Origin of the sequence: Schaalia naturae (assembly GCF_042665795.1) — a bacterium.
Taxonomy (GTDB): Bacteria; Actinomycetota; Actinomycetes; order Actinomycetales; family Actinomycetaceae; genus Pauljensenia; species Pauljensenia naturae.
Genome location: NZ_JBHTEF010000001.1, coordinates 2,465,044 through 2,490,509, shown reverse-complemented (window position 1 = coordinate 2,490,509; position 25,466 = coordinate 2,465,044). Strand labels below are relative to the sequence as shown.

16 protein-coding genes are annotated in these 25,466 nt (G+C 70.3%); 7 read left to right on the top strand and 9 right to left on the bottom strand.

Going from position 1 to position 25,466, the window contains the following annotated elements:
- Window positions 1–16: 16 nt before the first annotated feature.
- The 7 genes from pglZ to ACFQWG_RS10970 form a co-directional block, all read right to left on the bottom strand.
- Complete coding sequence (gene pglZ / locus ACFQWG_RS11000) at window positions 17–2,530, bottom strand: BREX-1 system phosphatase PglZ type A (protein WP_380975263.1); 2,514 nt, start codon at window positions 2,528–2,530, stop codon at window positions 17–19.
- Window positions 2,527–6,123, bottom strand: coding sequence for a BREX-1 system adenine-specific DNA-methyltransferase PglX (gene pglX / locus ACFQWG_RS10995; RefSeq protein ID WP_380975261.1), 3,597 nt, complete (start codon window positions 6,121–6,123; stop codon window positions 2,527–2,529). The genes pglZ and pglX overlap by 4 nt, the downstream gene beginning before the upstream one ends.
- Entirely contained in the window at window positions 6,123–9,689 is a 3,567-nt protein-coding gene (gene brxC / locus ACFQWG_RS10990) for a BREX system P-loop protein BrxC (protein WP_380975259.1), read from the bottom strand. The genes pglX and brxC overlap by 1 nt, the downstream gene beginning before the upstream one ends.
- Window positions 9,690–9,716: 27 nt before the next feature.
- Window positions 9,717–10,358 (bottom strand): DUF1788 domain-containing protein, encoded by a 642-nt coding sequence (locus tag ACFQWG_RS10985; protein WP_380975257.1) that lies wholly within the window; start codon window positions 10,356–10,358, stop codon window positions 9,717–9,719.
- 89 nt (window positions 10,359–10,447) lie between these two features.
- Entirely contained in the window at window positions 10,448–11,044 is a 597-nt protein-coding gene (locus ACFQWG_RS10980) for a DUF1819 family protein (RefSeq protein ID WP_380975255.1), read from the bottom strand.
- Window positions 11,045–11,210: 166 nt separating this feature from the next.
- Window positions 11,211–12,290, bottom strand: coding sequence for an inositol-3-phosphate synthase (locus ACFQWG_RS10975; RefSeq protein ID WP_380975253.1), 1,080 nt, complete (start codon window positions 12,288–12,290; stop codon window positions 11,211–11,213).
- Window positions 12,287–12,925 carry a PadR family transcriptional regulator gene (locus ACFQWG_RS10970; protein ID WP_380975251.1) on the bottom strand — a complete coding sequence of 213 codons (639 nt, stop codon included), beginning with the start codon at window positions 12,923–12,925 and terminating at the stop codon, window positions 12,287–12,289. The genes ACFQWG_RS10975 and ACFQWG_RS10970 overlap by 4 nt, the downstream gene beginning before the upstream one ends.
- 195 nt (window positions 12,926–13,120) lie before the next feature.
- Here ACFQWG_RS10970 and ACFQWG_RS10965 point away from each other — a divergent pair, with 195 nt between their 5' ends.
- From ACFQWG_RS10965 to ACFQWG_RS10955, 3 genes are read left to right on the top strand one after another with little or no spacing between them, the layout of a single operon-like run.
- Window positions 13,121–14,098 (top strand): AAA family ATPase, encoded by a 978-nt coding sequence (locus ACFQWG_RS10965; RefSeq protein ID WP_380975249.1) that lies wholly within the window; start codon window positions 13,121–13,123, stop codon window positions 14,096–14,098.
- Window positions 14,095–15,240, top strand: a complete 1,146-nt coding sequence (locus ACFQWG_RS10960; RefSeq protein WP_380975247.1) for a DUF58 domain-containing protein — start codon at window positions 14,095–14,097, stop codon at window positions 15,238–15,240. The genes ACFQWG_RS10965 and ACFQWG_RS10960 overlap by 4 nt, the downstream gene beginning before the upstream one ends.
- Window positions 15,233–17,584 carry a transglutaminaseTgpA domain-containing protein gene (locus tag ACFQWG_RS10955; RefSeq protein ID WP_380975245.1) on the top strand — a complete coding sequence of 784 codons (2,352 nt, stop codon included), beginning with the start codon at window positions 15,233–15,235 and terminating at the stop codon, window positions 17,582–17,584. The genes ACFQWG_RS10960 and ACFQWG_RS10955 overlap by 8 nt, the downstream gene beginning before the upstream one ends.
- A gap of 32 nt (window positions 17,585–17,616) precedes the next feature.
- Here the strand turns inward: ACFQWG_RS10955 and gtfA are convergent, their stop codons facing one another.
- Both gtfA and ACFQWG_RS10945 read right to left on the bottom strand, forming a co-directional pair.
- Window positions 17,617–19,146: a sucrose phosphorylase gene (gtfA, locus tag ACFQWG_RS10950; protein WP_380975243.1), complete on the bottom strand. Its 1,530-nt coding sequence runs from the start codon at window positions 19,144–19,146 to the stop codon at window positions 17,617–17,619.
- A gap of 64 nt (window positions 19,147–19,210) precedes the next feature.
- Window positions 19,211–20,656: a glycoside hydrolase family 32 protein gene (locus tag ACFQWG_RS10945; protein ID WP_380975241.1), complete on the bottom strand. Its 1,446-nt coding sequence runs from the start codon at window positions 20,654–20,656 to the stop codon at window positions 19,211–19,213.
- A 250-nt stretch (window positions 20,657–20,906) separates the two neighbouring features.
- Between ACFQWG_RS10945 and ACFQWG_RS10940 the strand changes: the two genes are divergently transcribed.
- The 4 genes from ACFQWG_RS10940 to ACFQWG_RS10925 all read left to right on the top strand — a co-directional run bounded on the left by ACFQWG_RS10940 (window position 20,907) and on the right by ACFQWG_RS10925 (window position 25,407).
- On the top strand, window positions 20,907–21,995 hold the full coding sequence (locus tag ACFQWG_RS10940) for a glycoside hydrolase family 172 protein (protein ID WP_380975239.1): 1,089 nt from the start codon (window positions 20,907–20,909) through the stop codon (window positions 21,993–21,995).
- A 101-nt stretch (window positions 21,996–22,096) separates the two neighbouring features.
- Window positions 22,097–23,434 carry an ABC transporter substrate-binding protein gene (locus ACFQWG_RS10935; protein WP_380975237.1) on the top strand — a complete coding sequence of 446 codons (1,338 nt, stop codon included), beginning with the start codon at window positions 22,097–22,099 and terminating at the stop codon, window positions 23,432–23,434.
- Between the two features lie 81 nt (window positions 23,435–23,515).
- Window positions 23,516–24,493, top strand: a complete 978-nt coding sequence (locus tag ACFQWG_RS10930; protein ID WP_380975235.1) for a carbohydrate ABC transporter permease — start codon at window positions 23,516–23,518, stop codon at window positions 24,491–24,493.
- A complete protein-coding gene (locus tag ACFQWG_RS10925) occupies window positions 24,490–25,407 on the top strand; it encodes a carbohydrate ABC transporter permease (RefSeq protein WP_291497510.1) in 918 nt (305 codons plus the stop codon). The genes ACFQWG_RS10930 and ACFQWG_RS10925 overlap by 4 nt, the downstream gene beginning before the upstream one ends.
- The last annotated feature ends 59 nt before the right edge of the window (window positions 25,408–25,466 follow it).

Here is a 25,466-nt window from a genome sequence, read left to right as displayed (position 1 = left end):
GCCCGAGTATACGGCCTCACCATTCGTCGAAGTCGGTGGTGAAGGTCCGCTGCAAGGTGAACGTCAGGGACCTCGGGTACCGGCGCCGCTGGGTGCTCCCGCGCGGCTCGTCCATGCGCAGTTCGATCGTCTGCCCGTTGTAGTCATCGGCCTGGTGGGAGAGTACCAATTGCACCTCTTGGTAGCGGTCGCGCTGCTGGTCCGAGGTCTGGCCGAAGTGCACCGTCGCCTCGTTCGAGATCAGCGTCCCGTCGGGCGCGTACAGGCCGGCGATCAGGGTGATGGGCTGGACCTTGTCGCTGACCGGTGTCTCCTGGTACAGCGTGATCGTCACCTGCGCCGTGGTGATCCGGTTCGTCGAGGGCAGCGGCCGCACGGCCACGGGGCGCACGTCGCGCTGGCCGGTCCGCTTGCTCTTGTTGACGGTCAACATTGGCACCACGACCTCCTGCAGGGAGGCGCCGCCGTGGACGTAGCGGGAGCCGGAGCCGCTGCTGCGCAGGCGAAGGACGGAGTTCGGCGCCTGCGCCTCGATGTCGCCGGTCAGTCCCAGTTGCGTGGACGTGAACGTGGTGAAGGAGTCCGACCGCTTGAGTCGGCGCCCCAGAACGAACCGGTGAGATGCCTTCGGTGGAGCATCGGCCTGCGGGGACTCCGCGACGAACTCGGAGTCCTCCAGCGGGGAGTGCTGGAACAGGAACCCGTGATCGGCGGTGATGATCATGTTCGAGACGTTCGCCCCGGCCAGCCTCTTGACCAGCGCGACAAGGTCGTCCACAGCGTCCGACACCGCCTCCGGCACCTCCCCTTCAGTGAGGATGTCCTCGCCTGCCCGGTCGATCCGGTTGTGGTACACGTAGAGCACCCTGTGCGCCTTGACGCGCTCCCGGGCCTCCTCCTTGCGCAGGTTCATGAACGCCGTGGACTGGATGGCGGCCCCCTCGACAGACGCCAGCATCCGCGTGCGGTTGTCTGTCCCGGAGGTGGCAGCGCCGTCCGACGTCACCAGTCCGGTGCCCGCCGGGTCGAACGCCAGCTCTCCGTGCGGCAGCAGGGCCGCCATGCCGAGCTGGGTGTAGGACGGGAACGCGGCAAGCATCGGGGCGATATCCGCGGTGTAGTTGTTCTCCCGGCGGATGTGTTCGGCCAGTTCCTGGCCGACCTCGTAGCGCAGGGCGTCGGAGACAATGACGACGACCTTCTGGCCATGGTCGAGGAATCCCCGCACAACCCTCTCCCGGAAGAACTCCCGCTGCTCGGGCACGCCCGGGATGCGCCACGCGTCGAGCGTGTCCACTTGGGCCTGCCAGGCGACCCCCAGCGCGGACAGGAAGTCGACGGTGTAGCGCCCCTCCACCAACCGCCCCAGAGACTCGGGGATGGCGTCCGGCGTGCCCGGGGCGCACCGCCAGTAGTCCCGGTAGGCGCGGTCGATCGCCGACCACTCCGCGGCGTAGCGCCGGACGCCGTCGGCGGGAGCCGCCATCGAGACATCGAGGGTGTCGACGCGGGTGAGCAGGTCCGAGGCTGCGCGCAGTGCCGCGTAGGCCTCTAGGTACGAGGGCGCCCACGGGCCTGCCGATCGCCGGCCCACGATGTCCCGCACGTCGGCGTCCGACACGGTCCGCTCGGCGATCCCGTCCGCGAGCAGGCGCAGGATCTGACTGTCGACCTGGCGGAACACCCCGCGGTCCACCAGGTCGGGCAGCGCCATGTCCTCGATCTCCGCGTCGACGCCGAGTTCGTCGGCCGCGTGGTCCGCCAGTGCCCGATAGGCATCGCGGAACCGGATGTCGTTCACCCACACGCTGAAGTCCCGCAGGATCCCGCGATCCTCCGGCCGGAACCCGCGCCACGCCTGCCCGAACAGCCACAGCGTGAAGTCCTCGACGGAGGGTTCGGGGCTGTCATAGCCGTAGATGCGCCGAGTGCCCGACCAGTGGAAGTCCGCTAGGCCCAGCCGTCCCAGGGCGTCGATGCCGGTGGTGGCTCCCCTCGCATGCTCAGTCAGAAGATGGCGCCACACGGCCGACAGTGAGCGGTCGTCGGCGCCCAGGGCGACCCGGACCATCGAGGCTGTGATCTGGTCAGGCGTGTCGTCCGGCGACACGAGCGGGCGCAGCGCCTCCACCCGGGAGCGGGCGCGGAAGAACTCCGGGTGAGCGGCGACCACTGCGCGCAATGCCTCACCGCCTCCCAGTTCGGTGGCGATCAGCCAAGCGGTGTCGGCGACGAACACGCCGTACGCCAGTTCCAGGTCCGCCAGCCAGTCGTCGACCGCCGATTCCGGCAGAGGCCCGGTCCGGTAGACCAGGAAGCGCCGGTCCGGCTCCTTGGACAGCAGGCGTTCCTTGACCGCGAACTGAGTGGACTCGTCCACCCGCACGACGGTCACGTCGCCCAGGTCCAGCCCGTCCACCTGCTCGGCGTACTCGGCGTTCGCGTCGTGCCAGATGACCAGGCGCCCGGCCTCGCCGGCCACGGCGAAGCGCTCGCGGAGCTGGCGCACGACCAGGTCGAGGACGCTCATGGCTGCTCCTCCAGTGGGTGGTGCGGCCACGTCCAGGTCGCGACCTTCGCACGCTTCTTCTCCATCGTCGGCACCTCCACCACCGCGTCGCCCATGCGCAGGTAGTTGACCAACACACCGTCGTCCAGGTCGACATCCACCCGGCGGGTGGCCAGGGGGTACAGGACATCGCGCTCGTAGTCGCGGCACTCCGTCAGACGCGCCCGCAGGTCGTCGGCCTTCCGCGCATCCGCGGTGGCCCCGGTTGAGCCCAGGTACTCGATCTCCGCAGCGAGCTTGCTCTGGAATGTGCGCAGGTACTCGCCGAGGATCAGGCTCGGCGTCGAGGGCGTCCATCGGTGGAGGTACACGAGCGCGCTGAAGGCGCCCGCCCCGTCCTTCCGGGCGGAGGAGAACTTCCAGTAGATGGGCCGGTTGTTGAAGCGGCCGAGATGGTCGCGGAAGAATCCGGTGCGGAAGTACTGGGCGATCGGCATCGGCCGTCGGGGCGTCCCGAGCGCCGCCTCCACGAACCGCAGGTTCTCCTCCAGGTGGTCGCCCCCGAACGCGGCCGCCAGGAATGCGCGGAACCTCATCGAAATGTCGTCGTCGAAGCGCTCGTCGCGGGTGATGGGGATGATGCCATCCTCATCGGGGCGGAACGTTGGGTCGGGCACCCGAGCCAGATAGTCGTCGAAGGTCTGACCCTGACTGGCCAGGATCAGGCCCGGCACGTCCAGGCTGTACCGGCCCATCATGCAGCCCACCGCGTAGCTGATGAGCTCCTTCACCAGGTCGCGCGTCGCGAGATCCTGGTACTCCCGGTCGCTCCTGCCCGCTCCGTACGTGAACGCGACGTTGCGCGTGAGCGAGACTCTCTCCAGCGGCACATCGGTCGGGACCTCCCCGACGACGTCGTAGAGCTCGGCGACGAGTTCGTTGTTACGAGTCTCGCGCGCCTGCTGCTCCCGCGACCGCTGTGCCCATTCCGCCAGGAACGCCTCCACGCGCGTCTGCAGGGTGCGCGTGGATCCGTCATTCACGAGGGCGGAGCCGGTGAAATCCCACGACGTCTCGAAGCTGTCCCAGTCGGCGCGGGCGGTAGACACGAGGGCCTCGACGAGGCTCGGCACCTCGGCAGGCACGGACTCCAGGATCGGAAGAGACGCGACCTGTCCGACCTCGAAATGAGCGGTCGGGGCGACCGCGGCCAGAATCGCGCGGGATGACGTGGAGTTCGCGAGGCTGAGAAGTGCGGGCCGCAGACCGGTCGCTGGGAAGGCCGATGGTCCGACGTCGGAGAAGACGAACCCGTTCGGATAGGAGCGCATGGCCAGCTCCCCTGAGCTGATTCGAGACCACGAGACGGACTCCCGGAAGTAGAGCTCCATGTTCTGTGGCCTGGAGCGAGTTCTGCCTCCATCGGATCCGAAGGTTCGAATCACTCTGCCGTCATCGCTCCAGTTGACCACCATCTCCTGGTTGCCGTACCACTTCCGGAAATCGCCGCCCTTGTTGAACGGGAACCACCGCCGCCCGCTCGCGGCGGCCTCGTCGCGTGACGCGCAGTGCATGGCGTCGGGGTGCCAGTCCACCTCCCACCACTCCCGGACGAATCGCGCATCCATTCCGGTCTGCAGCCCGACACGTGGTTGCGCGACCTCACCCAGAGGCCGCCCCTTCGTGAACGTGCTCCGTATCGCCTCCGACAGCCAGTACACGATCGGCTCACCGGGGATCTGCCGGAAGCTTGAGGAGGCGGCTTCGAACCATCCGGCGTCGGTGTTTCTGGTGCTCAGGGCATGGGCGAGGAGGTTCCGCTTCGCCGCCTCGTTGCTGCCCTCGACCAGGCGCAGGTACCGACCTTGATGATGCGGTGCGGGAGCATTGATCAGGACGAACGCAATGGACGACACGACTTCGCCGCCAATGGTGTCGAAACCGCGCGCACCCAGATGCACCATCGAGTCGATGGTCTGGTTCGTCAGCAGCGAGGCTCGGAGGTCACTGAAGGACTTGAGGAACATCCATGATTGCATGGTGATCATCGCGACCGCGCCCAGAGGGCGGGCGAGTTCCCGACAGCGCAGGATGAATGCCGCGTACAGGTCCGACCGGCCGGCCGTGAACTCACGTGTGATGTGTTTCTTGAGGTCATCCGACATGTGACCGGAGCCCATGTACGGCGGGTTCGTGACGACAACTGTGTACGTCTGGCTGAGTGGGTGCGCTTGTTCGATCACGCGGGTCGCGCCTTGGTGCAGCGGGTCCCCGCGCAACGTGTGCGAGTCGATGCGTTCGGCGACCGTGCGTGCCGTGGCGAGAATGGCCGCATCCGGCTGGGTCAACGAACCCAGAGAGTCCGCCTGGGCGAACGCGTTCCAGAACGCGGTCAGCGCCGCATGCTCCCGAACCGGAACGTCCCGGGTCAGCTCCTCAAGGTCGGCGTCGTCAAACCTGACCGGGCGGATCACCGTGACGTGCGGCTGAATCGGATCCTCGCGTCGGAGGAACCGCGGGTCCATCGCGCGAGCCTTCATCGTGAGCGCGAAGGCGGCCAAGGATCCGGCGCGACGGTCGATCTCGCACCCGAACAGGTTGTGCGTGAGGATCCGCGCAGGGATCTCGGAGCGTGGGTACCCCTGCTCCTCGTAGATGCGCGCGAGCAGGTCGAAGGCGTAGGTCAGCATGTGTCCCGACCCGCAGGCCGGGTCCATGACGGTGAGGTCCTCCGGGCGCTCGATGCGCAAGAACTCCCCCGGCTCACCCGCCGGTGGGATGAAGGAGTCCATGCTGTCGACGAGCCGAGAGTCCGGGTGGTTGAGCATCCATAGGCGCCCAACCGAGTTCTGCACCAGATAGTGGACGATGTAGTCGGGTGTGAACAGCTGGGTCGCGGCCGGGATCTGGTCCGGGCCGGCCTTTCCGCCACTGCTGAAGCCGGCGAACGCCTGGTCCTTCTTTTCTGAGACGTAGAACTGGTACAGCCAGCCGATCACTTCGACGCCACTCCTGCAGACGTCCGCGCTGAGGACCCGCACGGCCTCGCTCCTCACGCTGCCGCGGGCTAGCAGGTCCGTGGGCATCAGTAGCGTGGAGTACGCCTCCCCGGCATCGAACATGAACGGCATCCGTCGGCTCCAGAACGCGCAGTGTGCGGCGAGGATCCGGCCGTAGGCCTCCCCCTCGCGGTCATGGGCGGTGACGGTGCCCCGCAACAGGCCCGCGATGTGCTCGACGCACTTGGATCGTGTTCCATAGACTGCCGGATCGAACTCGCCCCTCTTGGCCGCCGCCAGGACCCCCGGCTGCCCGTTGGCCATCTCGCCCTCGGGGGACACGACCGGCGTCGCCGTGAACCCGAGGGCGTCCATGTAGCGCAGTGCGACAAGGCGGTTGAACCACATGTACGCCTGCTCCTCGACGACGTGGCGGCGTCCAGTCGCCCCTCCGCCGTTCCGGGCGATGTCGTCCTCCAGCGCGGTGACGGCGGACGGCGATTCGAGGCGCGCGACCGACGTGGGGGCGAGCACCGTCGTGACCAGGCCGTCGATCTGGCGGATCAGGTGGGTCCGCGACGTCGTGGCGAAGGACTCCAGCTGCCTGAGGTCCATCACAGCGACACCCGCCGACCCTGCTCGATCGCCTCATGCAGCACCCCGCGCAGCTCCTCGACGTAGGCGTCCGCGTCCTGCGTGGTGGCGAGCAGGCGGCGACGGGGGATGGGCAGATCCCGGATCGCGACGATCGGTGCGGGGCGAACGACGGGTTGCGGGCCGGGCCGAGAGGGGACCGGAACGACGGGAGAGGGTGCGCGTCTTGTCTCGAGGACTCCGATCAGCAGCGCTAGGCCGCCCTCGTCAACCTCGGAGCGGAGCTGACGCAGAGCGGGGATGCTGGCACTCGCGGCCACCTGGGACCGCCAGTGCTCGACGCGTTCCGACGCCTTGGCCCGCCCCGCGTCGGTGGCGCTGCTGGACTGCTCCATGGTCTGGACGCTGTCCCACACGGCGTCGATGGTGGCCAGCACGGCGTCGCGCTCAAACTGCACGGCGCGGTCCAGGATGGTCCGCAGTGCCTCGGTGGACTCCTTGAGGCGGGCGATTCCGCGTCCGCGCACGATGTTCGGGTCGGCCAGACGTGTGCGGAGGTCCGCCACCGGCTCGTTGTCGGGGAGGAACTCCAGGGACTCCCTGTTCTCATGGAGCAGGCGCCGGGCATCGTCATAGATCGCGCAGCGCGACTCATCATGGAGGAACCCCAGGATCGGGTCGACGTGGTCCTCCTTGTCGGCCAGCAGGTCCTGGGCCTGGTCGGCCGCGAACTCCTCCAGGTACCACGACGCGGTCCGTCCGGCGATCTCTCCCAGGCTCCGGATCGGCTGGTCGAGCTCCACGAGGAACGGGTAGCGGTCGGTACCCGTTCTCCGCGCCACCGTCCAGCTTGCCACCGACGCGTCCAGCAGCTCGCGCACACGTTCGGCCAGGTCGCGGGCGTCCCCGGGCAGATCCGAACCACTGGAGGTGAAGAAGCGGGTCGCGAAGGACCGCAGGCGCTGCACGCGGGCGGGATCGACCTGCTGGACCTCAAGAACCTGGGTGGTGACCCGCTGGTCGCGGTTGAGCAGAAGGCCGGCAACCTCGGTGCGCGACACGGGCCTGCCTGCGGACTCCAGGCGGACGCGGCCCGCGGCCAGCAGTCGGGCGAGCGCGCACACGGTCGCCAGGAGCGGCCATCCGTAAGGCGGCTGGTCGAAATGGGCGACGAGGGTCGCCACGGTCACCCGGGTGGCCTGGCGGCGTTCACTCGCGACGTGGGCGGCGACCTCGTCGGCGGGCGACTGCAGGGTGTCGGAAGACCGGTCGACCAGCGTCGGGTCCGTGGCGAGGACGGTGCGAAGGTCCTTCTCCGTGTACTGATGGGCGCCGATGAGCTGCAGCTGGGTGTAGACGCGGTCCACCAGCTGGGCCAGACCCTGGTCGATGCGCGTCGGCGGGTCAGAGGCGGGAACCTCGATGGTCGCCCCGTGGATGACCAGCTCCGCCTCCGAGATGGCACGCGCGACTCGGGTTGTGAGGTCGCGGCGCAGGGCGTCGTGGGAGCGGCGCTTCTGCTGGATGAAGAACTGACGGCTCTCGCTGGCGTCCTCGCCGGTGACCAGGCGCAGGTACCGGGCGGTTTGGACATGGCGGCGCAGATCCGCATAGAGCCGGGGATCCTCGGCCAGGAGTACACGCAGCTCGTTGCGGTCGAAGGACTGGGCGAGCACCGTTCCACGGTCGAGGCCGATCGCCTTCGAGATGTAGTGGACCGCCAGGGGCTCCTGCCCGGTGGAGCGGGTGACGCCGTCGAGCTCGACGACGTACTTGAAGTCGCGCCCGGTGCCCGGATCCCGGTAGGTGCGGGTGCGGATCACCTCGGTGGTGATGATCTCAGCCAGCTGGCGGGAGATTTCGTCCGAGGTGACGTCGATGTCGCGGATCGCCCGTTCGATGTCCTCCTCCTCGTTGGTGAGGTAGGAGTACTGGTCGCCGGAGCGCTGAACCAGTGTGTGCGCCTCGAGCAGGCCCAGCGCGGCCTGGACCTGGGCGCTCATCGCCCGAGTGTCCTGGTCGAAGGAGTCCGTCAACAGGACCGTCAGGTTGCGCGGCGTCGTGTCGAACCCCTGGACCCACTTGACCAAGAAGAGCGCCCGGAGCAGGCGGATCGCCGTCTCCCGTTCCCGGCACTGCGGCAGGTCCTGCTCGGCCCGGACGATGTTGCGGGCGGCCTGCGACTTCACCGACGTCCGGATCCCTGCGTACATCCGGTCGAAGGGGACCAGCGCGCCCACCGGAGCATCCGCGATCTCCTTGCCGACCTCCTGCACGACGCTCAGCAGGGAGCGCTCGCCGACGGACGCGTGGCGGCCCTCGAACGCGTTGTTCTTGGACAGGCCGATCAGGGCATCGGGGAACAGCGAGAACTGGGACGGGACGAACGGATACAGGGCGATGAACTCCTCGGCATCGCGGTACACCGTGTTGACCGGTCCCGTGTCCGGGAACTCCAGCAGCGTGCGGAAGCGGGGCTTCTCCACGTCATAGAGACGGCCCAGGGCGCTGCGGGCGGCAGCGTTCTTGTCCAGCAGGCGCCTCTCGATGACCTCCGTGACGTCGCGGCTGGACAGGTTGACGCGCGTCGCGAAGCGCGCCTGGATCTTCGAGAAGTCGTAGGACTGGGACTTCGTGCGGTCGCCGATGACCGCCTCCATGTCCTCCTGGGAGGTCACGCACACCCAGGCGCGGCCCCGGCACTTCGTGTTGAGCTGCTCGACGACGCTCTGCAAGTTGAGCATCCGCTGGGTGTTCGAGCCGATGAACTGGCCGACCTCGTCCACCAGGAAGACCAGGCGGTGGTCGGCGGGTTGCGCGGCCAGCCATCGGGCGACCTCGTTGGCGAAGTCCTCGATGGACAGGGAGTAGGTGCGTTCATAGCGAGCGAGGATGTCCTCCTCGGTGCGCTGTCCCGTCACCTCCTCCCAGGCAGCGGTGATGTCGGGCCCGACGAAGACTGTCTGCTCCCGCCCCGTCTCCCACGCGGTGCCCGTGCGCTCGTGGAACGCCTCGCGGAAGCGGCCCAGCAGCCCGTGGTCATCGAGGTCGCGCTCCAGGCGGGCGACCGCCGGGCTTTCGCCGTAGTAGCCGCGGGCCTCGTCGAACACGCGAACGAAGACCCGCAGCAGCGCGTCCTCGCGCGACCGGTCGATGACCGGCGCCTTCGCGTCGATGTTGAACAGCAGGGCAGTGGCGGGGATCTGGCCGACGCGGGCGAGCACACCGGCCAGCAAGCCGTCGTCGACGCTCCGCGCCTTCGCGGCGAACTGGTCGACCACCCACGCGCGGGACACCCCGGATTGCCCGGGCACCTGACCCAGCAGGTGGGCAAGCATCTTGAGCAGGTGCGACTTCCCGGACCCGAACCAGCCGGAGATCCACACGCCGTTCCCGGATCCGTAGACCGGTTCGGCGTAGGTCTCCAGAAGTGCGGACAGCGCGGAGGCGACCTCGTTCGTCAGGACGTACTCGGCCACCTCCTCCGCGACGTGCGCGGAGTCATCGGCCTTGACGACGCCCTCGATCGGGCGGGCGATGTCCTTGGTGAACAGGTCGTGGATGACTGTCGGGGCGTGGGTTCTCACTGAGGGATTCATGGGTCTCTTCGTGCGTCAGGGGATCTGGTCGAGGATGCTGGAGGCGCGGTAGTACTGGTCGGGCTCCGTGCCGAACAGGATCAGGGCCGACCCTGTCTCCGGGGACTGCGTGTACTGGCCGGGGAAGAACAGGAGGACGGGAACGCCGGTCGCCACGGACTCCAGGGCGCCCAGCACCGTGTGCGAGCGGATGAACGGGAACGCGTGCCCGACCCCGGTGAGGAACACGAGGTCGCTTCCTGGCTCCTCCTGGATGCGCTGGAGGATCCGCGGCGCCAGGTGGCGCTCCGGCGTCAGCATCCGTTGGACGGCGACGCGGAAGTCCTCGGGATCCAGGCTCGGCTCCATCAGGAGGATCCGGTCGAGCATGCCGGTGCCGCGCAGGACGTCGATCATGAGGTCGTAGAGGTCGATGACGACGACGGTCAGGCCGTGTTCGGTCCGGAGCCGCGTCCTCAGGCGCGCGCAGGCCTGCCGGGCTTCCAGTTCGCGGGTCGCGGGGTACGCCCACACGTAGAACGGCACACCCGAGAGCCGGCCCCGTTGGTGGAGGAAGTCATCCGAGGCGAGGACCTGCGCGATCTGGGACTCTTCCTGGCCGAGGTCGCGGACGGATGCCGCCTTTGCGACCGCGACTGTGTCGTCGTACCAGCTCATGCATCCTCCGTGTCGGCCAAGCCGCAGATCCCCAGCGTCTGTCGCCCCAGACTACGGCCTCCCGCAGGCACCTGGGCGCGCTTCCGCGGTCACCGCACCGGGAAGAACCTCAGGTCCGACGGGAGACGTCGGCGCAACAGAGCAGAGACGCCCTCGGACATGAGTGGAGGGACGATTACGCCCGCGGGGGAGAGCATCCCCGACTGACGCAAGGCGAGAAACAGGTTCGTGCGCAGCTTCCTGCGCGTCGATGCGCTGATGCCGTCCAGCTCGGGATGCCAGAGGGCACGTCCCGCCCAGAATCGGTCGAAGTCCTCGGGTGTGAGCGTCTGCTGGCCCAGGAGGAAGTGCTCGCGCAAGACGCTTTCGGCGAAGTCAGCGACCAGAGGATACCGTCGGCACATGGCCGCCCACATGAGGTGAGCGCGGTCGGGGGCGAGTGAGGTGGCGAGCGCCGAGACCTCCTCCTCGGTGAGCATTGCCATCCGCTGGACGAGTTCGCGGGCGAGGCGCACCGAGGTGGCGCGGGTGCGCGCGTGCAGCAGGTTCCCCTCCACCAGAGCGACCCTGACCCCAGCCCACAAACGGAGTTCCATCTGGAGTGGAGCGGCGATAGCCGCCTCGTCGGCCATCAACCCGCCGACCACGAACGAGAGGCGGTCTCGGGATGCGGGCTGCGCGGACACGGGACGAGCATACGGTGCGCTGCATGGACCCTGTGTTGTCCGCGCGATGTCACCGACGCGACAGACCAGAGGCCGCCCTCGTCCCCGGCGCTGCGACCGCGAAGGGGACGAACAGGGACGAAGGCGACCCATACCGGTCAGAACCGGGCGGCCACGAGCGGACCGGTCACCGCTCGACCTCGCCGCGGATGAAGGCCTCGACGGCTCTGCGTGCGGCCTCATCGGGACGCTGCTCGGGCGGGGACTTCATGAAGTAGGCGGCCGGGCTCACCAGCGGCCCGCCGATGCCGCGGTCCAGCCCGATCTTCGCCGCGCGGATGGCGTCGATGACGATCCCGGCGGAGTTCGGGGAGTCCCAGACCTCGAGCTTGTACTCGATCTGGATCGGCACGTCCCCGAAGGTCGTCCCCTCCACGCGCACGAAGGCGAACTTGCGATCGTCGAGCCACGGAACGTAGTCGGAGGGGCCGACGTGGACATTGCGGGGGTCCAGGTGCCCGCGCATGTTCGAGGTGACGGCGTTCGTCTTCGAGATCTTCTTGGACTCCAGGCGGGAGCGCTGCAGCATGTTCTTGAAGTCCATGTTGCCCCCGACGTTGAGCTGGTAGGTGCGGTCGATGCGCACGCCGCGCTCCTCCATCAGGCGCACCAGGTCGCGGTGGGAGATGGTGGCGCCGAACTGGCTCTTGATGTCGTCGCCGATGATCGGCAGGCCCGCATCGGCGAACTTCTGCGCCCACTCCGGCCGGGAGGCGATGAAGACAGGCATGCAGTTGATGAAGGCGCATCCCGCGTCGAGGGCGGCCTGCGCGTAGAACTTGTCGGCCTCGTCCGAGCCCACCGGCAGGTAGGAGACCACCACGTCGGCGCGCGCCTCGCGCAGAGCGGCCGCGATGTCCACGGGCTCCGCCGGGGACTCGGTGATCGTGTCGCGGTAGTACTCTCCCAGGCCGTCGCCGGTGTGGCCGCGCTGGACGACGACGCCGGTTCGCGGCACGTCGGCGATGTGGATCGTGCAGTTCTGGGAGGCGGTGATCGCATCGGCCAGGTCGAGCCCGACCTTCGCCTCGTCGACGTCGAAGGCGGCGACGAACTCGATGTCGCGGACGTGGTAGCCGCCGAAGTCGACGTGCATGAGGCCGGGGATGGTGTCCTCGGGGCTCGCATCGTGGTAGTAATGGACTCCCTGCACCAGGGAGGAGGCGCAGTTGCCCACGCCGACGATCGCAGTGCGGATTGGTGTCATTTTGTGTCCTTCTTCTGGGTAGGTGCGGCGCTGGCACGCCGCGAACCCGGGCGGGGGGTGTTCGCCCTCGTCGCGCGCCTCTTCGTGGGAGGCGTGGACGAGGGCGGCCCCGCCTGGGGGGTCTGTGAGGCCGCGATGAGGCGGTCGAGCCACGTGATCTCGCGATCGGCCGCCTCGGCCTCCATCTGGCGCTGCGCGAACCTCCAAGGATCGCGTTCCGGGGAGGCGCCGCCCCGGTCGCCCGCGCGGCGGCGGGCCTCCCGTCGCTCCAGCACGCGCGCGCGGCGGTCCTGGAGCAGGCGCAGGCGCGCGGCGGGCGAGGCCTTCGACATCAGGCCCATCGCCACGCCGAAGGAGTCGTCGTCGCTGTCGACGTGCTCGAGCTCCTCGGCGAGGTGGGAGCGGCCGGCCTCCGTGATGGTGTAGAGCAGCTTGCCGGGCCGGTCCGGCGAGGTCTGGGCGGTGATGAGCCCCCCGCGCTCCAGCCGGTGCAGCGCCGGGTACAGGGAGCCGAAGGACAGGCGGCGCAGGGTGCCGACCGATTCCGACAGGCGCCGACGCAGCTCGTAGCCGTGGGTCGGCTGGTCCAACTCGCCCAGGACCGCCAGCTCCAGCATCTCGGCTCGTACGCCCATCGTCGTCCCCCCTCGTGGTAGCGGCACGATATATCGCCACGCTACATCCCCGCCACTGACATTTCCGTCGATCGACCGGAGAAAGCAGAAGCCGCGGCTGACATGAGGCGCTCCCGCCGATCCCCGCCTGCTCCGCAATAGACTGGGCGCGCCCCTCGGACGGGCGGCGCGGAACGGGCATGCGGAGGGGGAGCGATGGGTGACATGACGGCTCCGGAGGTGGCGGCGATCGCAGGGCGGATCCGGGCCTCGGTCGCCACCGTGATCTCGGGCAAGCCGGAGGCGATCGACGCCGCCGTGTGCGCCCTGCTCGCAGGCGGCCACATGCTCATCGAGGACGTCCCCGGCGTCGGGAAGACGACGCTGGCCCGGGCGCTCGCGCGCAGCATCGACGCGCGCGCCACCCGCATCCAGTTCACGTCCGACATGCTGCCCACCGATGTCACGGGCGTCTCCGTCTTCGACCGGTCCACCCAGGAATTCCGGTTCCACCCCGGGCCCGTCTTCACGCACGTCCTCATCGGCGACGAGGTCAACCGCGCCACCCCGAAGACCCAGTCCGCCCTGCTCGAGGCCATGGGCGAGCGTCAGGTCAGCATCGACGGCGCGACCCTGCCCCTGCCTGACCCGTTCATGGTCGTCGCTACGCAGAACCCCCAGGACATGGAGGGGACCTTCCCCCTGCCCGAGGCCCAGCGCGACCGCTTCATGATCCGCCTCTCGCTGGGCTACCCGGAGCCCCGGGCAGAGCTGGCGATGCTGCGGGCGCGGAGCACCGCGGCCGGAGCCTCCGACCCCCTGGACGCTGTCGCCCCCGTCGCCTCCGTGGATGACATCCTGCGTGCCCGGGCCTGCGTGGCCGGCATCGCGATGGCAGACGGCGTCGCCGGCTACCTGGTCTCCCTCATCGGCGCCACCCGCGCCCACCCGGGGATCGCGCTGGGCGCCAGCCCCCGCGCGACCCTGCATCTGGCCGCCATGGCGAGGGCGCGAGCGGGCGTCCTCGGACGCTCCTTCGTGTCGCCCGACGACATCGCGGCCCTCGCGGGCGTCGTCCTGCCCCACCGTCTGGTCCCTCGCGGGCGCCACGCCTCCTCGCTGGACGCGCTGGCCGCCGCGGCCGAGGCCGTCTCCGAGATCCTCGGCCGCCTCCCGGTGCCGGGACTGGCGTGAGCGCCCGGGTCCGGGTCCGGCTGCTCCCCACCCCGCGGGGATGGGGCGTGCTCGCCCTGGGAGGCGCGGCCGCCGTCGCCTGGGCCGTGCTGCGCCTGCGCGAGGTGCTGCTGCTGGCCGCCCTGTGCGCGGCCGCCCTGCTGGTCGCCCTCGTGTGGGCCGCCCTCGCCCTCGCCTGGGCCCGTCCGTCCGTCCGGTTGACGGCCCCGGTGCCCACTCCCACCGTGGGGGAGACCTCGACGGTGCTGGTCCAGGCCCACCACCGCTTCCCCGCGCTGCTCCCCCTGACCCTGGCCTGGCGCGTCGACGAGGGCGCCCGGCGGACGGCCCGGATCGACGCGCCCTCCGGACGCGGCGCCCAGGCGGAACTGCGGGCGCCCCTGGGCAGACGAGGGCGCCACACGGTGTCGGCGGATCGCGTCACCGTCGAGGACCGGCTCGGACTGGCCCGGATGACGGCGCGGCCCGCGGGGAGGAGCAGCGTGGACCTCGTCGTCCTTCCCCGGGTGCTCGGGATCGAGGCGCTTCCCATGGGCGCTGGGGGAGAGGGCGCGGAGGCCGCCCGCCCCGGGGCCGGCGAACCCGCGGGGAACCTCCGCGACTACCGCGCGGGGGACGCCCTGCGCCTCGTCCATTGGAAGCAGACCGCCCGGCAGGGTCGGCTGCTGGTCAACATCCCGGAGGCCGGATCCGGCAGGCGGCACACGATCGCGCTGGTCACCGCCGCGGAGGCCTACGCCGGCCGGGACGAGGCCTTCGAGCTGGCCGTTTCCGTGGTCGCGACCCTGTCCCTGGAGTGGCTGGGACGCGGCGAGGACGTCACGGTCGGTCTCGGCGCCCGGACGCTCGCCTTCCGCCCCGGGGACGCGGACCGGCTCATGCTGGCACTGGCCGAGGTCATGCCCGATGGCGGAGCCGCGGAGGCGGCGGAGCGCGGCCCTGAGAGCGGCGCCGTCCTCGTCGACGCGGATGTGGCGGTCGCCGGATCCCTGACCCAGGGCCTGCGGCGAACCCTGGATGCCGGATTCCCGGGCCTCCCGCGCGGCCTGTTGCTGCTCACCGGCCCGGGGGCGGCCCCCGCCGGTATGCCAGCCGGCTGGCGGGCCGAGATGGTGGCGAGCGGGGGCGGCGACGGTGCGTGAGGCGCATCGGAGGGACGACGGCCCCCGCCTCAGGCCCCTTGCCGCGGCTGCGGTGGTCATCGCCCTGTTCGGCGTCGCCCTGACGGGACTCGGCTCCGTGCTGGCCTCCGGCGAATGGGCCCGCTGGTCTCTGGCCGTCGCCGGCGCGACCGTTGGGGTGGCCGCGCTGGCGCGCTCCCTCCTGCCCCGTTTGCGCATCGGGGCCTGCGTCGAGGGGCTCGCTGCGGGCGCCGTCGTGGTCGTCGCGCAGGTCCACGCCGCCGGGAGGCTGGGGGAATGGGCCACGGACCCGGACGCCCTGGTGCGCGAGGCGCGGCTGGCGATCTACGCCGGGTCGGCGCCCGTGGAGGTGGGCGGCGGCCTCGCCGATCTGGTGCTGGTCGCCTGCCTGGCCCTCGCGTGGATCGCGGCGCTGCTCCTGGTCGGCATGGGGGCGCTGCTGCTGGCCGGCGTGGTGCCGGCCGCCCTGCTGGTCATCGGCCCCGTCGTGACCTCAATGCATGTGTCCGCGGGCTTGATGGCGGCCTGCGGCGCGCTGCTGGGGGCGCTGCTGTGGATCGGGGCGCCGCCGCGGCGCGGATGGTGGCGCGGAGCCCTCGCCGTCGCCCTGACCGTGGCGCTGGCGGCGGGCCTGGGCGCCCTCCTGCCTCCCAGCCGGGACCGGGTGTGGAACACGGCGGCGATCGCCACCGGGCCGGTCTGGGACGGGGTCCCCGACGTCACCGTGACCTTGGGCGAGGACCTCCGCGAACGCGGCGACACCCCCGTCCTGCGCTACACGGGCCCGTCGGAGGGCACTGCGACGCGGTTCACGCTGGCCGTGCTCACCGACCTCGAGGGCGGCACCTGGCGCCCTGAGGAGGACACGGGCGAGGACTCCGTCTTGAATCCGCGCTCGCCGCTGGACCCCGGCGATCCCATGGCCCCGGTGTGGAGCCCGTCTCTCGTGGCATCCGGAGCGATGTCGATCCGCGTCGAGGGACTGCTCAGCACCTGGCTGCCCCTGTCCCAGGGGACGCAGCGGGTCGTCCCCGACGGGGCGACCGGATGGGCGGCCTCCGACTGGCGATGGGTGGCGGAGACGCAAACCGCGCGCTCCGAGTCCGGCGTGACCGCTCGCGACGACGCCTACACCGTGGTGGCCTGCCCCCTCCTGGCCGGCCAGATGCCCAACGCCTGCGGATCGCTGGACGACGGGTCGTCCTGGCCGGTCGCCGACCCGGCTCCCGGCCTCGCCGCCTACCGGGCCCTCCCCGAGGGCGTCCCCGCCGAGATCGCGGAGGCCGCCGGACAGGCGACGCTCGGGGCCCTCACCCGCAAGGACGCCGCCGAGGCCCTCGCCGGCTGGTTCCGCTCGGGCTCTTTCGCCTACGACGAGGACGCCCCCTACACCCCCGGCGCCGACCCCGACGACCCCTATCAGACGATGTCCGCGTTCCTCGAGACGCGCCGCGGCTACTGCGTCCATTTCGCCACGGCCTTCGCCGTGATGGCGCGTTCGCTGGGCATGCCGGCCCGCATCGCCGTCGGATACGCCTCCCGTTCCGAGGGGTCCGGATGGACCACGGTCACCGCCCGCGATCTGCACGCCTGGCCCGAGGTCTACTTCGAGGGCGTCGGCTGGGTCGCCTACGAGCCCACCCCGGGCGGGGCGGGTGCGCGGGCGGACGACGGATCAGGCGCCGCCGCGGGCACCGCCGATCCCGGCCCGTCCGGGTCCCCCGCCTCCGCTCCCACTCCCTCCGGCGCGCGGTCGGCGGATCCCGGAGCGGCCTCCGGCCCGTCCGCGGCCGATCCGGCGGACGGGTCGGGTCCCGTGAACGGCGCGGGGAGCGGCTCAAGCGGCCTCGGTCCGGCTGGGCCGGTCGCAGGCCTCCTCGCGGCTCTCGCGATACTGGTCGCCGCCCTCGCGCCAGCGGCCATCCGGTGGAGGCGCCGGCGCCGCCGGCGCAGGGGCATCGAGGAAGGCGCGTCGCCGGCGGCCGATGCCTGGGCCGAACTGGTCGACACCGCGCTCGACACGGGAGCGCTGGCACCGGTCTCCGGTCGCGCGCCGTCGGGCGGACGGGCGACGGCCTCGTCACCCCCGCCGCGCGCCCGCACACCCGAGGCCGTCGCGGAGCGCCTGGGGACCGCGATGGGGGCGGGCGGCGCCGCCGCGGCGCGCGCGCTCGCGGACGCGGTCGTGGCGGAGCGGTTCGGCGGCGCCGTGTCCGACCGTGCCGGACTCCGCCGGGACCTGGCTGACGGCATCCGGGATCTGCTCCGCGCGGCGCCGCTGCGCGCCCGGTTCTGGCCGCGGTCGGTCGTCCCCCGCCTGCGGGCCCGTCCGTGGAGACGGTAGCGGACGCGGCCCCTTTGAGGGGATGCCTCCCCTCAGCGCGTCCGGACGCCGTGCGGCAGACGCGCGACCAGGGCGCTCACCTTCGACAGCGGCGCGGTCACCGGCCCGTCGGCGGCGCTCAGACGGATCGAGGCCTCCCGGGTGCGCCAATCGACGTCCAGCCGGGCGAGATGCTCACCGCGGTCCCCGCCGCGCCACTCGAGGGACATCGCCGTCGCGTCCGCCGAGAGGAGGGAGAACTCCCCGTCGAAGGCCGGGTGTGTCGAGCGGATCCGCATGAGGGCCATCAGTTCGCGGACCACGGGACGTCGGAGCTCGCAGCGGACTTCCTCGGGTGTGTAGCGGTGCCGGTTGATGTCCCGGCCGACGCCGGTGGCGGCGAGCAGATCCATGTCGTTGCCGCCCGCCAGCGCGCCGACGTAGTAGACCTGGGGCACTCCGGGGACGAAGAACTGGACGGCGCGGGCGATCAGGTAGGCCTGGTCGTCCCCGCCCAGAGCCGCGTAGTAGGTCGAGTTGACCTGGTAGAGATCGAGGTTGGAGGCGGCGGCCCCCGTCGCCTGGCGGCTCTCCCCCCGGGTGCGCCGGTGGATCTCCTCGACCAGGGCCTCCACCTGGCCGGGCGTCAGCAGGCCGTCGGGGCGTGTCCCGTCGGCCCGGAGCTCACCCGGGCCGGCGTCGATGACCCCGATGCCGTCGTGGGTGTCCAGGACCGTCATGGCGTTGTGCGGGCGCACCCTCAGCCAGTGCAGCAGAGCGGTTCCGTCGCCCGTGAACAGGGTGTGCAGGAGCAGCGGAGGCAGGGCGAAGTCATAGACCCAGTCCACCTGCGTGGCGATCCGCACCTGGTCCTCATAGTGGGAGTGCACCTCGACGAGGACCTCCAGGCCGCGTTCGTTGGCGGCGGCGCGGATCCGGTCGATGAAGGCGAAGGTCTGCGGGATCATGAAGCACGTGGTGCCGGCCCGTTTGATGGCGTATCCCACGGCGTCGAGGCGCACCAGCGACACCCCGGCGCCCGCCAGGGCGTCGAGGATCTGCAGCAGGTAGGCGCGCCCCGGCTCCGACTCCACGTCGATGTCGACCTGCTCCGAGGTGAAGGTCGTCCACATCAGGCGCTTTTCGGCGCCGACCCGCATGGCCGTGAAAGGCAGCCCCGGGCGCGGACGGTAGATCCGGGTGAGATCGTCCTCCGTGGCGCCGTCGGGGAACACCGTCGACAGGCTGAGGAACATCGGGGCGAAGGGGGAGTCCTGGCCGCGGGCCAGCACGTCGCGGAACTGCGCCGAGTGGGAGGACACGTGGTTGACGATCATGTCCGTGGTGACCTGGTAGTCGCGTGAGATGTTCCGGATGTCCTCCCACGTGCCCAGACGCGGGTCCACAGCGGTGTGGTCGACCGGGTCGAATCCGGCGTCGACCCCGTCGAAGGGGGTGAAGTACGGCAGCAGGTGGACCCCTCCGATCGCGTCCCCGAAGCCGGAGCGGAGCAGCTCGCCGGTCTGGCGGATGGTGCCTCCCATCCGGGCGGTGTAGACGATGAGGTGCACGCTGTTGCGCATCGAGGAGTTCCTTCGTGACAGAGGGGAGGACGGGGCGGGCCGGCGCCCGAGGGGCGGCCGGACGTCAGGTCCACACCGGGCGCAGGTCCCAGGCTCGGAGCCGGCCGAGATGCGCCCCGGCCCCGACGGCGGACAGGCTGACGGCCGCGGCCCCCGGGGAGGCGGGATCCGTGCGCAGCGTGAGCGCGCGCCCGTCGAGGAAGACCTCGGCCACCGACCCGTCGACGACGATCCGCAGTTCCAGCGCGCCGGGCCCGCAGGGCAGCACGTCACCGGGATCGCCGGCGTGGTGGCGGTCCGGGTGGCGCTCCACCCGGACGCCGTCGCCGGTCCGGGTGAACCGGAGACCGAGTACCAGGGTGGGGCCGGGGTGGTCGCCGACGCGCACCACGGCCTCGTCCCCGGGCCGGTCCAGCGTCAGCTCGGCCTCGGCCTCGAAGGTGCCGGACAGACCGGGGACGAGGCCGGTGCCGGCCGCGCCCCGGCGGGCGACGCGCACAGGTCCGCGCAGGGTCTCCAGCTCGCGGAGCGGGGCCGCCCGCAGCGTCCCGTCCTCCCCGAAGCTCAGCTCGCGTGGCAGGGACAGCGCCCCGCTCCAACCGGAGCGTTCGATCGACGCGCGGTCCCGGTCCTCCTGGACCCACCCCAGCTGGATCGTCCGCCCGTCCGGGATGCGGAGGCTCTGCGGCGCGTAGTAGTGCCGGCGCCCCAGGTCGAGCAGCCGCGCGGGGCCGTCCGGGGTGAAGCCCCGACCGTCGCTGCGCCCGGGCACCTGGACGGTGTGGAGCGTGCGGCCCTCGTCCCAGGCCGAGAACACGAGCGCGGCGCGGTCGGAGCCTGGTTCGCGGATCAGGTCGGGGCACTCCCACATCGTGCCGACGCCGACGCCGCCCCCCGGCAGGTCCTCGTGGCGCAGGAGGACGCCGCGGAACTCCCAGCGGCGCACGTCCGTCGCCGTGTAGTGCAGCACCGCTCCCGAGCCGGGTTCCAGGCACGCGCCGACCAGCTGATGCCACGTGCCCTCGTGGGCCCACACGCAATGGTCCCGCATGTGGCGCGGCGCGGGGTCCGCGGGCGGCAGGAGAACGGGGCGGCCCGCCTTCGTCCAGCGAGCGAGGTCCTGCGACCCCACGGCCAGGCATCCCACCTCGGTGGGCTGGCGGCGCGGGGCGTGGCCGGAGTACAGGAGGGCGGGGGTGCCGCCGACGTCGAGGAACACGCCGGAATAGCAGCCGTCCTCGTCGGGGCCCGGCGACGGCTCCAGAGCCAGGGGAAGGTCCTCCCAATGCAGCAGATCGGCGCTCGCGGCATGGCCCCATCGGATCCGGTGATGGACGGGCGCGTCGGGGTTGTGCTGGTAGAAGAGGTGGTATCGGCCCCTCCACCACGTCAGGCCGTTGGGGTCGTTGATCCAGCCGGCCGGGGGGACGAAGTGGACGCGGGGGAGGGCGGGGTCCCCGATCGCCTGGCGCGGGGTCCGTGTCGCGCCGGGGGTCGTGGCCTCGGGCATCGCGCGTCCTTTCCGTTCGAGATGATGCAATCGTGTGCACAGCAACACGGACCGTGTCGAGGCGGCAGTCTTGTCAGGATATTGGGTATTTCAACAATGAGTGACCGCCTGGTTGTCGAGAGACAACGTACTCGAACCGAGAATGCTACGCAAACGCTTGCACTCTGAGAGGCAAGTCGCTAGCATCCTCTGCGTGAGTGGTCGGCGCAACGACGTGTGGCGACCGGTGCAGATGTGAAGGAGCAGTCCTGTGACCCCGTTGCCGATCCCGGATCTCAGCCGGCCGATCCGCAGTCGAGCCATCACCGCCGAGAACCCGCAGGGCGATCCCGGAGCCGGCGGGACGGCCTCGTCCCATCTGGGGCCCTCCCGCAAGGGACGCCCCTGCGTGACGATCCAACCCGGGGAGACGGCCACCATCGCCCGGATCGAGGGGCCCGGGGAGATCCGGCATATCTGGTTCACCTGCCCCGACCTCACCGACGCCGTCGGCTACGTGCTGCGCGACCTCGTCCTGCGGATGTACTGGGACGACGATGAGAACCCCGCCGTCGAGACCCCGCTCGGGGACTTCTTCTGCAACGGCTTCGGCGCCCGGTGCCTGGTGAACTCCCTGCCGATCGTCGTGGCACCCACGGGCGGGATGAACTGTTACTTCTCCATGCCCTTCTGCCGCAACGCGCGCATCACCGTCACCAACGAGCACCCCGGTCCGATCGAGGGCTTCTTCTACCAGATCGACTACGTCCTCACCGAGGTCGACCCCGGCACCCCCCACTTCTTCGCCCAATGGCGCCGTCAGCGCCTGACCGCCCCTGGCATCGACTACATCGTGCTCGACGGCGTGGAGGGCCGGGGCGCCTACGTCGGGACCTACTTGGCCATCGCCGCCCTGGAGCGGCACTGGTGGGGCGAGGGCGAGATGAAGTTCTACATCGACTCCGACACCGACTACCCGACGATCTGCGGGACGGGGACCGAGGACTACGTGGGCGGGGCCTGGGCCTTCCAGGACCGGATGGACCCCGGAGGCGATGTCGAGGTGCTCACCTACAGCACGCCGTTCCTCGGCTACCCCCACCACTCGACGCGCGACCGGGGCCGGATGGACCCCTACGCGAAGGACATCGCTCCCGAGCACGGAATGTACCGCTGGCACCTGCCCGACCCGATCCACTTCGAAGCCTCGCTGAAGGTGACGCTCCAGCAGATCGGGCAGGTGGGGACCGGCTACTTCGAGCGGTCCGACGACGTCGCCTCGGTCGCCTACTGGTACCAGGCCGGCCGGCACCGGCCGTTCCCCGACCTGCCGGACCGCGAGGCCCGGCGACCGCGCTGAGACCACTCGGCGGTGGAGGAGACACCCGGACGGCTGCGAGGCGGCGGCCGTCCATCCCGGGTCCGCAGTCGCGGCCCGGCCACACGGAAGGGACAAGAAGCATGTTGCACCATCATTCCCGCCGGCCCCTGATCGGCCTCGCGCTCGCGGCCGCGCTGGGCCTGACCGGCCTGACGGCCTGCTCGAGCGGATCGCAGAGCGGATCCTCGTCGAGCGCGGACTGCTCCGCCTACGAGAGCTACGGCGATCTGTCGGGCTCCTCGGTGTCGATCTACTCCCCCTACACCGGCGCCGATCAGGAGCGCCTGGAGAACTCCTGGGCCGACTTCTCCACCTGCACGGGCGTCGAGATCGTCTACGAGGGATCCTCCGACTTCGAGTCGCAGGTCCAGGTCCGCATCCAGGGCGGGAACCTCCCTGACATCCTCTTCGTCGCCCAGCCAGGGCTGCTCACCTCGCTCGCCGACGAAGACCTCCTGGTGCCGGCCACCGACACCGTCCAGCAGAACGTGGAGACGGGATGGTCGGACGGCTTCCGCACCTACGGATCCGTGGACGGCACCCTCTACGCCTCGCCGCTGACCACCGGCCTGAAGTCCTTCGTGTGGTATTCCCCGAAGGCCTTCGCGGAGAAGGGCTACGAGGTCCCGACGACCTGGCAGGAACTGCTCGACCTGACGGACACGATCTCCAAGACCGGCGACCGGGTGTGGTGCGAGGGCTTCGAGTCCGGGGCGGCCACCGGCTGGCCGGGAACGGACTGGCTGGAGGATCTCGTCATCCGCAGCGCCGGCGCCGACGTCTACGACCAGTGGATCAGCCACGAGATCCCCTTCAACGACCCCCAGATCGTCAACGCTTTGGACGAGGTCGGCAAGATCCTGAAGAACGACGCCTACGTCAACGCCGGTTTCGGGGATGTCAGCTCCATCGCCTCCACGAACCAGCTGGACGCCCTGTACGCCATCGGCGACGGCTCCTGCTACCTCAGCCACCGCAACGGCTCGGCCACCTGGGACGAGGAGTACGACGTGGCTCCCGACGGCGACGTGTGGGGCTTCGCGATGCCCGTCATGGACGAGGGCGACACCCAGACCCTGGTCGGTGGCGGCGAGTTCGTCGCCGCACTGTCCGACGACCCGGCCGTGACCGCCGTGCGGGAGTACTTCTCCTCCGCGACCTTCGCCAACGACATGGTCAAACAGGGCCTCGTCAGCGCGAACCAGGGGGTGGACCCGGCCAACGCGACGAGCGAGCAACTCGAGAACGTCATCACCATCCTCCAGGACAAGGACGCCGAGTTCCGTTTCGACGCCTCCGACCTCATGCCGACGGCCGTCGGGTCCGGCACCTTCTGGACCGGGATGGTCGATTGGATCCTCGGCGCGGACTCGCAGGACGTGCTCGACCAGATCGAGGCGAGCTGGCCCGAGAACTGAGGCGGGCCGCCACCGGACAGGCGGGGTGGCCGCGGATCGGCCGCGGCCACCCCGCACCGCAGGAGGAACGAGGAGTGCGTCATGCTGGCTGATTGGCAGGGGAAGGTCTCGCAGGCGCTGGTCGCCGTGATCGCGATCGTCGCGGTCGTGGGTCTGGTGCTGGCGCTCGCTCGGCTCACGGAGCGCGGCCGCGGGCGCGAGGGGGTCACGGCCCTGGTGTACGCGGCGCCGGCACTGGGCCTGCTCGCCATCGGCCTGGTCTATCCGATGGTCAAGACGGCCTGGCTGTCGTTCCTGGACGCAGACTCCTCCGGCTTCGTCGGCCTCGACAACTACGCGTGGATTTTCTCCGACCCGGACTCGCTCCGCGCCCTGGTGAACACCCTGGCGTGGCTCGCCCTGGCGCCGGCGCTGTCGACGGTCCTCGGACTGCTGTACGCGCTGATGGTGGACGGATCGCGTTTCGAGTCCCTCGCGAAGACCCTGATGTTCATGCCGATGGCGATCTCCTTCGTCGGCGCGTCCATCATCTGGAAATTCGTCTACACCTACCGGGACGCGAGCCGCCCCCAGATCGGCCTGCTCAACCAGATCCTCGTGTCCCTGGGGATGGAGCCGCACCAGTTCCTCGTCGACTCCCCGTGGAACACCCTGTTCCTCATCGTCGTCATGATCTGGACGCAGACCGGCTACGCGATGGTGCTGCTCTCGGCGGCGATCAAGGCCATCCCGGGGGACATCGTGGAGGCGGCTCGGTTGGACGGGGCGAGCGGCCTCCGGATGCTGCGCGAGATCACGATCCCGATGGTGCGGCCCACCCTGGTCGTCGTCCTCACCACGATCTCGATCGGTGCCCTGAAGGTCTTCGACATCGTCCGCACGATGACGGGCGGGCAGTACGACACGCAGGTCATCGCGAACACGATGTACGACCAGTCCTTCCGCTACGGCGAACCGGGACGCGGGTCGGCCATCGCCGTCCTGCTGCTGATCATGGTGATCCCGATCATCGCCTACAACGTCCGCCAGATGCGCAAGAACAAGGAGGTCAGGGGATGAGCGCGCAGACGATCTCCCGGGAGGGGACGCCCGGCCCCGAGACGCCGATCTGGACGAGAGCCCACCGGATGCTGACGAGCAGGGGCGCCTCCGCGCTGGCGCTCGTGATCGCCCTCGTGTGGACGGTCCCCACTCTGGGGCTGTTCGTCTCCTCCTTCCGGCCCAAGAGCGACATCAAGACCACCGGGTGGTGGGAGTTCTTCGCCCACCCCTCCGTCACGCTCGACAACTACACCGAGGTCCTCGTCGGGTCGAGCGCGTCGAACAACCTCATCAACTACTTCCTCAACTCCGTGCTCATCACCGTCGTCGGCGCGACGCTGCCGATGATCCTCTCGCTGTTCGCGGCCTACGCCTTCTGCGTCATGCGGTGGAAAGGCCGCGATGCGGTGTTCACCGTGGTCTTCGCCCTGCAGATCGTCCCGATCCAGATGACCCTCGTGCCGCTGCTGAAGATGTTCGTCTCCAGCGGGATGACGAAGGCGATGCCGTTCATGACGGTGTGGATCGCCCACACGGTCTTCGCCCTGCCGCTGGCGACGTTCCTCATGCACAACTTCATGTCGGAGATCCCGGGCGAGGTCATCGAGGCGGCGAAGATGGACGGCGCCACCCACGGCGTGATCTTCACCAGGATCGTGCTCCCGTTGATGAAGCCGGCGCTGGCCTCCTTCTTCATCTTCCAGTTCCTGTGGGTGTGGAACGACCTGCTGGTCTCGCTCACCTTCGCGGGCGGGACAGCCCGGACCGCGCCGCTGACCGTGCGGCTGGCAGACCTGGCCGGCAGCTACGGCGAGGACTGGAACCTGCTGACGGCGGGCGCCTTCGTGTCGATCATCGTCCCGGTGGTCGTCTTCCTCCTGCTGCAGCGCTTCTTCGTGCGCGGCATGATGGCGGGTTCGGTGAAGAGCTGACAGGCTGGTTCCCGGGGGTACGGTGTCGTTCCGAGGTGGGGCGCGAATGGCGATGACGG

Excerpts from the sequence above, each read along its gene's own strand:
- pglZ (WP_380975263.1), bottom strand. The coding sequence starts at position 2,530 with ATGAGCGTCCTCGACCTGGTCGTGCGCCAGCTCCGCGAGCGCTTCGCC.
- pglX (WP_380975261.1), bottom strand. The coding sequence starts at position 6,123 with ATGGACCTCAGGCAGCTGGAGTCCTTCGCCACGACGTCGCGGACCCAC.
- ACFQWG_RS10985 (WP_380975257.1), bottom strand. The coding sequence starts at position 10,358 with ATGAGCTGGTACGACGACACAGTCGCGGTCGCAAAGGCGGCATCCGTC.
- ACFQWG_RS10975 (WP_380975253.1), bottom strand. The coding sequence starts at position 12,290 with ATGACACCAATCCGCACTGCGATCGTCGGCGTGGGCAACTGCGCCTCC.
- ACFQWG_RS10970 (WP_380975251.1), bottom strand. The coding sequence starts at position 12,925 with ATGGGCGTACGAGCCGAGATGCTGGAGCTGGCGGTCCTGGGCGAGTTG.
- ACFQWG_RS10965 (WP_380975249.1), top strand. The coding sequence starts at position 13,121 with ATGGGTGACATGACGGCTCCGGAGGTGGCGGCGATCGCAGGGCGGATC.
- gtfA (WP_380975243.1), bottom strand. The coding sequence starts at position 19,146 with ATGCGCAACAGCGTGCACCTCATCGTCTACACCGCCCGGATGGGAGGC.
- ACFQWG_RS10945 (WP_380975241.1), bottom strand. The coding sequence starts at position 20,656 with ATGCCCGAGGCCACGACCCCCGGCGCGACACGGACCCCGCGCCAGGCG.
- ACFQWG_RS10935 (WP_380975237.1), top strand. The coding sequence starts at position 22,097 with ATGTTGCACCATCATTCCCGCCGGCCCCTGATCGGCCTCGCGCTCGCG.
- ACFQWG_RS10930 (WP_380975235.1), top strand. The coding sequence starts at position 23,516 with ATGCTGGCTGATTGGCAGGGGAAGGTCTCGCAGGCGCTGGTCGCCGTG.
- ACFQWG_RS10925 (WP_291497510.1), top strand. The coding sequence starts at position 24,490 with ATGAGCGCGCAGACGATCTCCCGGGAGGGGACGCCCGGCCCCGAGACG.